The sequence below is a fragment of the Faecalibacterium sp. An122 genome (assembly GCF_002160895.1).
Classification (GTDB): domain Bacteria; phylum Bacillota; class Clostridia; order Oscillospirales; family Ruminococcaceae; genus Faecalibacterium.
In genome coordinates this window covers 61,398-70,390 of sequence record NZ_NFLL01000014.1, presented here as the reverse complement: position 1 = coordinate 70,390, position 8,993 = coordinate 61,398, and the positions used below count along the sequence as shown (strand labels likewise).

Annotated in this window: 7 protein-coding genes; 1 reads left to right on the top strand and 6 read right to left on the bottom strand. The window is 61.8% G+C overall.

The window, feature by feature from the left end; genetic code table 11:
- Window positions 1-124: 124 nt before the first annotated feature.
- The 5 genes from B5E67_RS09825 to B5E67_RS09810 are packed head-to-tail and all read right to left on the bottom strand — an operon-like array spanning window position 125 to window position 4,971.
- Window positions 125-1,444 carry a D-serine ammonia-lyase gene (locus B5E67_RS09825; protein ID WP_087385034.1) on the bottom strand — a complete coding sequence of 440 codons (1,320 nt, stop codon included), beginning with the start codon at window positions 1,442-1,444 and terminating at the stop codon, window positions 125-127.
- A 1-nt stretch (window position 1,445) separates the two neighbouring features.
- Window positions 1,446-2,837, bottom strand: a complete 1,392-nt coding sequence (locus B5E67_RS09820; RefSeq protein ID WP_087385032.1) for an amino acid carrier protein — start codon at window positions 2,835-2,837, stop codon at window positions 1,446-1,448.
- Between the two features lie 17 nt (window positions 2,838-2,854).
- Window positions 2,855-3,583 (bottom strand): alkaline phosphatase family protein, encoded by a 729-nt coding sequence (locus tag B5E67_RS15930; RefSeq protein ID WP_275539315.1) that lies wholly within the window; start codon window positions 3,581-3,583, stop codon window positions 2,855-2,857.
- On the bottom strand, window positions 3,584-4,168 hold the full coding sequence (locus tag B5E67_RS15925) for an alkaline phosphatase family protein (protein WP_242956917.1): 585 nt from the start codon (window positions 4,166-4,168) through the stop codon (window positions 3,584-3,586).
- Between the two features lie 20 nt (window positions 4,169-4,188).
- Window positions 4,189-4,971 carry a DeoR/GlpR family DNA-binding transcription regulator gene (locus tag B5E67_RS09810; RefSeq protein WP_087246585.1) on the bottom strand — a complete coding sequence of 261 codons (783 nt, stop codon included), beginning with the start codon at window positions 4,969-4,971 and terminating at the stop codon, window positions 4,189-4,191.
- 238 nt (window positions 4,972-5,209) lie between these two features.
- Between B5E67_RS09810 and B5E67_RS09805 the strand changes: the two genes are divergently transcribed.
- Window positions 5,210-6,484: an MFS transporter gene (locus B5E67_RS09805; RefSeq protein WP_204228814.1), complete on the top strand. Its 1,275-nt coding sequence runs from the start codon at window positions 5,210-5,212 to the stop codon at window positions 6,482-6,484.
- A 306-nt stretch (window positions 6,485-6,790) separates the two neighbouring features.
- Here the strand turns inward: B5E67_RS09805 and B5E67_RS15625 are convergent, their stop codons facing one another.
- Window positions 6,791-8,968, bottom strand: a complete 2,178-nt coding sequence (locus B5E67_RS15625) for a 1,3-beta-galactosyl-N-acetylhexosamine phosphorylase N-terminal domain-containing protein (RefSeq protein WP_242956921.1) — start codon at window positions 8,966-8,968, stop codon at window positions 6,791-6,793.
- Between the last annotated feature and the right edge of the window lie 25 nt (window positions 8,969-8,993).

The following is an 8,993-nucleotide window of genomic DNA, read 5'->3' as shown; positions in this document are numbered from 1 at the left end:
GGATCGCTACCCGCTATGATAAGAGAGCGGATTCTTTTCAGGCTTTTCTTTTCCTTGCTGCTTCTGCTGTCATTTTCTCCATTTTGCACATATGAGCCGACTTCTCAGATACACCCTAGGGTAATTACAGGCCGGTGTGCAGGTATTCTTCGCGCATTTCCGGGGGGACCATCCGGCCGCCGGTGGCCCACGCAATGTGGGTGGCCTGGCTCATCTTGTCCTCCAGGCCCTGGGCGCGGATATAGGTCTCCAGGTCCGCCGGGCGGATCAGGGCGGCGAAGGCGGCGCAGGAGCTGGGCTCGATGAAGGTATTTTCGGTGTCCAGCAGGGCCCGCATCAGGTCATACAGGCGGTGGTCGTCGATGGTGGCGATGCCGGACAGCATGGGCTCCACCACCCGGCCCACAAACGCCGAGGGACGGCCCACGGCCAGGCCGTCGGCATCGGTTTTGCCGCTGATATCAAAGTCCCGCACCGAGACGCCGTCGTGGAGGCCGGTGGCCATCCCCAGCATCATGCAGCAGGCCTGGGTGGGCTCGGTGAAGAAGCAGTGGACATGGTCCCCGAACACCTGCTTGAGGCCATAGGTCACGCCGCCCGGCGCGCCGCCGATGCCGCAGGGAATGTACACAAACAGGGGGTGATCCTGGTCCACCGGAATGTTCTGAGCTTCCAGCTGAGCGGCCAGGCGCTTGCCGGCCACCGCATAGCCCATAAACAGGTTGACCGAGTTCTCATCGTCCACAAAGTAGCTCATGGGGTCCAGGTCCGAATTTTTGCGGCCCTGCTCCACGGCGGCACAGTAATCGTCCTGATACTCCACCACCGTCACGCCGCGGCTGCGCAGCAGGTCCTTTTTCCACTGCTTGGCGTCGGCGGACATATGGACGATGACCTTAAAGCCCAGCTTGGCGCTCATGATGCCGATGCTGAGGCCCAGGTTGCCGGTGCTGCCCACCTGCACGGTATGACGGCCGAAAAATCTGCGGAACCGCTCCTCGGCCAGGATGCTGTAATCATCCTCCGGGTGGAGCATGCCGGCCTCAAAGGCCAGGTCTTCGGCGTGCTTCAGCACTTCATAAATACCGCCGCGGGCCTTGACCGAGCCGGCGATGGGCAGGTCGCTGTCCTTTTTCAGCATGAGGCGGCCGGTGATATGGGCGGCGAACTGGTTGTTCAGGTAGTCCTTCATGGCGGGAATCTCGGCCAGCTCCGACTCGATCAGGCCATGGTTTTCGGCGGTCTCGGGAAAGACCCGCTCAATGTAGGGCGCAAAGCGCTCCAGGCGGGCCCGCGCATCCTCGATCTGCGCGGGGGTCACTGCGGTGATCTGCTGGCGCTCCGCCGGAACCATCCAGTCGTTCAGCCAAAAGGTCTCCCGCAGGGCGGCGGCATCCGCCACCGCCGGAATGGCATCAATATACTTCTGGAAACGGTTGTCCATCTCAATTGGCTCCTTCTATTTCTTCATGTTCGGTGGTCAAGTATCCGTTTGCGGGGTCAAAAAACTCTTTGGTCAGGGCCCGCACCCTGGGGGCCATCCACAGCAGGGCCGCCACATTGGGCAGAATCAGCAGACCCAGGGCGCAGTCCTGAATGGACCACACCAGTTCAATGGAGGTCATGCTGCCCAGCAAGATCAGAACCGGGAACAGCACCCGGTACACCACAGCCCCGGAGGGCTTTTTCAGGTAGGTCAGGCTCACATGGCCAAAATACCACTGGCTCATCAGGGAGGTGAGGGCGAACAGGATCAGGCTGACCGACACCACATACTGCATCCCCGGCAGCACCGACCCAAAGGCCTCCGCCGCCAGATTGGCCGCGTCGGTACCGGTGGTCCATGCGCCGGTGATGAGGACCACAAAACCGGTGGTGCTGCAGATCACCATGGTGTCCACAAACACTTCCACAATGCCATACAGGCCCTGGCGCACCGGATGATCCACCTGGGCGCCTGCGTGCATGACGGCGGCCGAGCCTTCTCCGGCTTCATTGGAGTACAGGCCCCGGGCCACGCCGTACCGCATGGCCTCCCGCATGGTGATGCCGGCGGCGGCGCCCATCCCCGCCTGCAGCGAAAAGGCGCCGCGGAAAATCTCCGCGAACATGGCCGGGATCTCCGGGGCATGGGCCAGCAGCACCACCAGGCCGCCGGCCACATACAGGCCGGCCATCAGGGGGACGGTCTTTTCCGCCACCAGAACCAGACGGCGGAACCCGCCGCTGATGACCAGCACCATCAGCACAGCCACCAGAATCCCCGCGGTCCAGACCGGGATATGGAAAGACGACTGGATCACGTTGGCGATGGTATTGGACTGAATCAGGGTAGCGCAGGCGTTCTGGATGAACAGCAGCACCGCCACCAGCTCGCCCAGCCAGGGCTTATGAAACGCCTCGGCGATGTAATACATGGGGCCGCCCAGGATGCCGCCGTCCTTGTCTGTGCCGCGGCAGCACATGCCCAGCACGATCTCGCCGAATTTGGTGGCCATCCCAAAAAAGGCAGCCGCCCACATCCAGAACAGGGCCCCCGGCCCGCCGGCCAGGATGGCTGTGGACACGCCCACGATATTGCCGCTGCCCACGCAGCTGGCTATGGCCGTATACAGAATCTGCAGGGAGGTAAAGCCGCCGCCCGCATGCCGGGACTTGCGGCGCAGCTGTCTGCGGACCCCGCGCAGCAAAAACGGAAGCCGCCGCAGCTGAACAAAACCGGTGATGGCGGTATAGACGATGCCCAGGCCCACCAGCACAAACAGCAGCCAGTTGCCCCAGAGAGCATCCGCCAGCGCACCGATCTTCAGCTCCAGATAGGTAAGGACTTGCTGCATGGAACAGACCCTCCCTTTCAGGCCAGACGGTTGACGCCCTCCGCATCCGGCAGCGAGACGCCCATCATAGCCGCCAGGGTCGGTGCGATGTCGATCAGCTCAAACTCGCCCGGGTCGCTGCCGGGGCGCACGCCCTTGCCCCACAGCATGAAGGAGGCGCGCATCTCGGGGAAATTCTCGCTGTAGCCGTGCTGGGCCTTCTGGGTCAGGCGGGTGCGGCAGTAGTCCCCTGTCACATCGTCCCGCAGCTCATAGCCCTTTTTGGCCACCAGCACGTATTCCGCGTCGGGGAAGCCGCCGCGGGCCCGGGCGCCCTCCCGGTCCACCACTTCCAGAATGCCGCTGTCGGGGTCCTCCGTCAGCCGCTTCATGATGCCCTCCAGGGTCCGGCGGGTTGCCTCGTCCTGGGGGTCCGCCATCCGCACCTCGGCGGTGCCGCCGGCGCGCTGGCTCCAGGCCTTCCAGGAGGTCACATTCCCCTCCGGGTCCAGCTCAATCAGGCCGGCCTGATGCAGCAGAACGTTGGGGCTGATGTTGTAATGATTGTCCAGGGTGCCGTGGTCGGACACCACGCACACCACCAGGTCGCCCTGGGTGATGCGCTCGGCTTCCTCGATCAGCTGGCCCAGCATAGCGTCGATCTTTTCCAGGCTGCGGGCCGCTTCCCGGCTGTAGACGCCGTACTGGTGCGCGCTCTCGTCAAAGCTGGCAAAGTAGGCCGACAGAAAGAAGGGCTTCTGGTCGATCTAGGGAGCCAGCTTGTTTTGCAGCATCCACAGGGCTGCGGCGCCGCGCTGGGCGTCGCCGCCGTCGCTCAGGTCCAGGCCGCCGGCATAGCGGCCGATATCGGCCTCCATCTCGCTGATAAGGCCCTGGGGGCAGGACACCATATCAATAAAAATGCTGTCCAGCTCGCTGCCGTCCCACCAGAATTCCGGGGCAATGTAGTCCCCCTTGGCGCCCACCGAGGTGGGGAACGCCACGCTGGCGGAACAGTATCCGCCCTCCTTGGCAGCCTGCCAGAGGGTTTTCACCTTCCGGTTGGCAAACCAGTGCCATGCGCCCAGGTGTTTGCCGGTGGGGTCAAACATCCCGTTGTTGACAATGCCATGGGTTGCAGGCCGGGTCCCCGTGATAATACTCTGGTGACAGGGATAGGTAAAGGTGGGAAACACACTCTTGACCCCCTTGCGGGTCACCATGCCATTTTCCAGGAAATACCGCGTCATGGTGGGCAGGTTGACCCCCAGGCGCTGCTGCTCCAGTACAAACTCGGGCTTCAGTGCATCCACCGAAACCAGAAGAACACTCGGCTTGCGTTGACGATTCATAAAGTGTCACTACTCCTTTGTCAGGTGCCTTCAGGTACCACGACCGGTATGCCAGCTTTCTGGAAAGGTTCGATCTGCTCCGGCGTGGCCTTTGAATCCGTGATAATCATACGAATGCGGTCGATGTCACACATTTTCACCATGGAGTTGGACCCCAGCTTGGAACTGTCTGCAATGATGATCGTTTGATCTGCAGCCTGCATCATCTTATCCTGCACAACGATCTCGTCCATGCGCTGATAGGTAATGCCCCGCTCCACCGATACACCGCAGGTGGTGAGGAAAAATGTGTCGACGTTCAGTCGGGAGAAGATCAAGGTGGCAAAATCGGAGGAAAACGCGTCCTCGTCCGGGCGGTAAACCCCGCCGGTGACCACCACCGTAATGCCGGGAGCGGTGCCCAGCTCCTGAAGGACAGACAGGGAATTGGTCACCACCGTCAGATTATGAAATCTCTGACGGATGACCCGGGCCAGCGCCAGCGAAGTGGTGCCGGAATCCAGGGCAATGGCCTCCCCTTCCCGGATATAGTCCGCCGCCAGCTGCGCAACCTCTTCCTTCAAAGCGGCGTTCTGTGTTTCGCGCTTTTTAAAAGAGGTATACGGCGAGCTGGCAGCAGAGTCCTCCAGCGAGATGGCCCCGCCATGAATCCGCCGCAGCAGGCCCTGGTCCTCCATGGCCTCCAGGTCGCGCCGGACGGTCTCGCCCGATACGCCCAGCTTCTGGCGGATGGTACCGCTCTTGACACTGCCTTCCTTGCTCAGAAGGTTCATGATCTCTCTGTATCTTTGTTCGGCCAGCATATTTCAAGACTCCTTTGCCGCAGAATTTCCGTTCACATCCACAGTATAGCACAGAATCCCACACAGTTCAACGCAAGCCTTCCCAAAATATCGCACAAAAACCCACATTCGCAATTGTACATTCACACGAAATCGCAACGAACCACTTGAAATCGCACAGAAACGCAGATATAATGAGGTCGCTGCGGAGCCGTTCACACCTCTGTGCAAAGAACAATGGTAAGGAGTGACATGACGGATGGAACAGATGACCTCATCCAATACAAAAAAGAAATGGATATCTTTTGGCACCCTGATGCTGGGCGCCGGCACCATTTATAAACTGGGCTTTTTGAAAGACGCCTTCTACGCCCCCATGCAGGAGTTCATGGGGCTGACCCACATGCAGATCGGCACCGCCATGAGCGTCGCCGGCCTGATTTCCACCTTTGGCTTTTTGGCGTCCATCTATTTGACCGACCGCATCTCCAAGAAAATCATGATTCCCATGTCCCTGTTCGGCATCTGCCTGTGCGGACTGTGGCTGAGCACCTTCCCCTCCTACGGGGTATTTCTGCTGATCTACTGCCTGCTGGCGGTCTGCGCCGACATGCTGTACTGGCCCACCATGCTGAAAACGGTGCGCCTGCTGGGCAACGAGGACGAACAGGGCCGCATGTTCGGCATCATGGAGGCCGGCCGCGGCCTGATGGACACCATCGTGGCCTTCTGCGCCCTGGGCGTGTTCGCCGCCTTTGGCAGCAACGCCTTCGGCCTGCGGATGGCCATTCTGTTCTACGCCGTGGTCCCCGGCGTCATCGGCGTGATCTCCTATTTCCTGCTGGAGCCCGACACCGCCCCCACCGCACAGGACGGAAAAGCCACCAGCAAAAACAAAGCAGCCTGGGACGGCGTGGTCCGCGCCCTGAAAAACCGCAACATCTGGCTTGTCTCCCTGAACATTTTCATGGTTTACAGCGTTTACTGCGGCCTGACCTACTTTATCCCCTTCCTGGAGGAAGTGTACGCCCTGCCCATGACCCTGGTGGGCGTATACGGCATCATCAACCAGTACGGCCTGAAGATGCTGGGCGGTCCGGTGGGCGGCTTCGTGGCGGACAAGGTCACCCATTCCGCCATCAAGTATCTGCGCATTGTCTTCCTCATCACGGCGGCCGTCCTGCTGGTCTTTAACTTCCTGCCCCACCAGCAGCTGGGCGTGGTGGTGGGCATGAGCATCACCCTGAGCATCGGCGCTCTGGTGTTCAGCATGCGCGCCATCTATTTCGCCCCCATGGACGAGGTCCAGGTGCCCCGCGAAATCACCGGCGCCGCCATGTCCCTGGGCTCCTTCATCGGCTACCTGCCGGGCGCCTTCATGTATGCCGTCTACGGCGGCATCCTGGACCGCATCCCCGGCCTGGCCGGCTACCGCGTGGTCTTTTTCATGATGGCGGTCTTTGCAGTGCTGGGCTTCCTGCTGAGCAGCTACACCTTCCGCATCGTCAAAAAAGAACGCCAGGCCAAATCCTGACCCTGCCCCGCCTGGCAGTCCCTGCATTCCTATACCCATTCTCATTCCTATTTCTTATTCCTTCAAAGTCCAAGCAGAAAGCGGCCCGGTTCAGCCAACGCTGTTCCGGGCCGCTTTCTGTTGTTTTGAGGCAAAGGGCGGATATACGCCGCAGACCCTGAGGAGCGGACGGGGCGCAAAAACGAACTTTTAAACCGAACAGCGCATATTTTCACGCTCTGCCGTCTCTGAACCGTCCGCCCTGCGGGAGTTTTCGGCATACAAATACGCCGGGGAACAAATTGTTCCCCGGCGTTGGTTTTGGGTTTATTCGGCTTGTTGTTCCCGATACACCACCAGCAGGCGCAGGGCGGGTTCGGCCCGGGATGCTGTGATACAGACGGTCACCTGTTTCGCCCGGACGGGCGCAAAGCGGCAGATCCGCTTGTGGCCCACCACCGTGAAGCCGGCCACCGTCCGGCCGTCGGCCCGGATTTCACCGGCCTCGATGTGCTGGCCGGCGGGCAGGTACTCCCCCAGCACCACGCAGGAGATCTCCTGGGGCTGGGCAAAGGTGAGGGTCAGGGTGGGCTGCCCTTCGCCGGGGGCACTCTGCCACCAGGTATCGCTGCGGCCATCGGCGGCGCAGGCGAGCGGGTTGCCTTCGGCACTGCCCGGGGCGCTGAGCTCTCCCAGACCGGTGCGGTCCAGCGCAAACAGGTTCTGAATCTTCCGGCCCAGCCCAGCCAGGGCGGCGCAGTCGGGAGGGGCGATCCGCCCATTGGGGGCGGGCGGCACATTCAGCAGCAAAGCCGCATTGCCCCCCACCGCATCCAGGTAGATGTCCAGCAGTTCCTCGGGGGTGCGCACCTGGCTGTCCTCCTCGGGATGGTAGAACCAGCCCGGCCGGACGGAGGTATCCACCTCGGCGGGGTACCAGGCCAGTTCCCCGGCCGCGGCAATGACGTCCCGGCTGCCCAGGTCCTCGTCCTGCCGGTTCACCCGGCGGGAGAAAGTACCGTCGTCGGCCTGCTGGGAGCGGCCGGCGGTATAGGCGGCATCCATCAGCTGGGCGGGCACCACGCTCCATTCGCTGGGGCGGCAGTGTCCCGCCTCGTTGCCGCACCATCGGACATCCGGCCCGCACACGCTGAGCACTGCGCCCGGCTGGAGCCGGCGCACCGTCTCATAGTACCGGGGCCAGTCGTAGACCTGCCGTTTGCCGTTGGGGCCCTCGCCGCAGGCTCCGTCCATCCAGACACAGAACAGTTCCCCGTAGCGGGTGCACAGCTCGGTCAGCTGGTGGACGCGGTCGATGGGCTTGCGCAGGATGGCGCGGCGGGCGGTGACCCAGTTCTCCTTGGCCTCCCGGATGGGGTCGCCCCCCTCATGGAAGGTATCGGGGAAGAAATAAGGCAGGAACCGGCCCTCGGTGTACTTGACGCCGGGAATATCCGAAATCAGCCGCAGGGTGGAGCCATTGCCCACGCTGCCCACGATGGCGTCCACGCCCGACTGGGCAAAGACCGGGCCGAAGGGTTCGGTGCCGATCCAGTGGTCTCCCAGGAACATCATGGCTTCCTTGCCGTATTCGTGGACGATGTCGGTCATCTCCCGCACCAGACGGTTGACCTCCCGCTGCTGGAAGGCCTGGAAGTCCTTGAACTCTTTGCTGGGGACGCGGTACTGGTTGTTGTAATAGCCCTGGTCGATGATGTACTCGGGGCGGAATTTGTAGCCCACTTCCTTCTCAAACTGTTCCAGGATATAGGGGCTGACCGAAGCGGAATAGCCGTACCAGTCCACGTATTTTTCCCGGCGCAGCTCATCGAACACCAGGGTGAACAGGTGGAAGAAGGTGGTGAACCGCACCACGTCCACATAGGGATGGCTCTCTAGGAAGCGGCGCAGGCGCTCCAGGGTATACTGATGGGTCTTGGGCTGGCGGACGTCAAAGGGGATCTGGTGCTCCACATCGGTCCAGCCGTTGATGACCGAATTGTACATATGGACGGGGTCCCAGATCAGGTAGGCCAGGAAGCTGACGGTATACTCATGATAGGCGGCGGGGGCGGAAATCACCACCGCTTCCTTGTCCGCGTCATAGCTCCATGCGCCGGCGGGCAGGGGCTGGCCGGTGGTGCGGTCCATGACTTCCCACCAGCGGGCGATGTCGTCCCGGTCGTTGACCTGCAGCAGCTCCCGGCTGATCCCCTTCATCAGGGGAATCTGCAGCGCGCCCTCACCGTCGGCGGTGAAGAAGGGGGTCATGATATAGCACTGCTGGATCTCGTCGGGGTTGGCCTTGGCCCATGCGTTGTCCTTGCGGGTGGTGTAGTAGGTGGCGTACACCTTGGCCCCGGTATTGCGCAGGGCCTCGGGGAACTCGGTGCCGTCACAGTCCCGGATGGCGTCGGCACCCCAGCGCTGCATCAGGGTCAGGGTCTCGGGTACGGCGTCCAGATCGGTGGGTATGGTGACCCGGCCGGTGCGTTTTTCGTCCATCATAACATAATCCTTTCCGTTGTCG

Excerpts from the sequence above, each read along its gene's own strand:
- B5E67_RS15625 (WP_242956921.1), bottom strand. The coding sequence starts at position 8,968 with ATGGACGAAAAACGCACCGGCCGGGTCACCATACCCACCGATCTGGAC.
- B5E67_RS15925 (WP_242956917.1), bottom strand. The coding sequence starts at position 4,168 with ATGAATCGTCAACGCAAGCCGAGTGTTCTTCTGGTTTCGGTGGATGCA.
- B5E67_RS09810 (WP_087246585.1), bottom strand. The coding sequence starts at position 4,971 with ATGCTGGCCGAACAAAGATACAGAGAGATCATGAACCTTCTGAGCAAG.
- B5E67_RS09805 (WP_204228814.1), top strand. The coding sequence starts at position 5,210 with ATGGAACAGATGACCTCATCCAATACAAAAAAGAAATGGATATCTTTT.
- B5E67_RS09825 (WP_087385034.1), bottom strand. The coding sequence starts at position 1,444 with ATGGACAACCGTTTCCAGAAGTATATTGATGCCATTCCGGCGGTGGCG.
- B5E67_RS09820 (WP_087385032.1), bottom strand. The coding sequence starts at position 2,837 with ATGCAGCAAGTCCTTACCTATCTGGAGCTGAAGATCGGTGCGCTGGCG.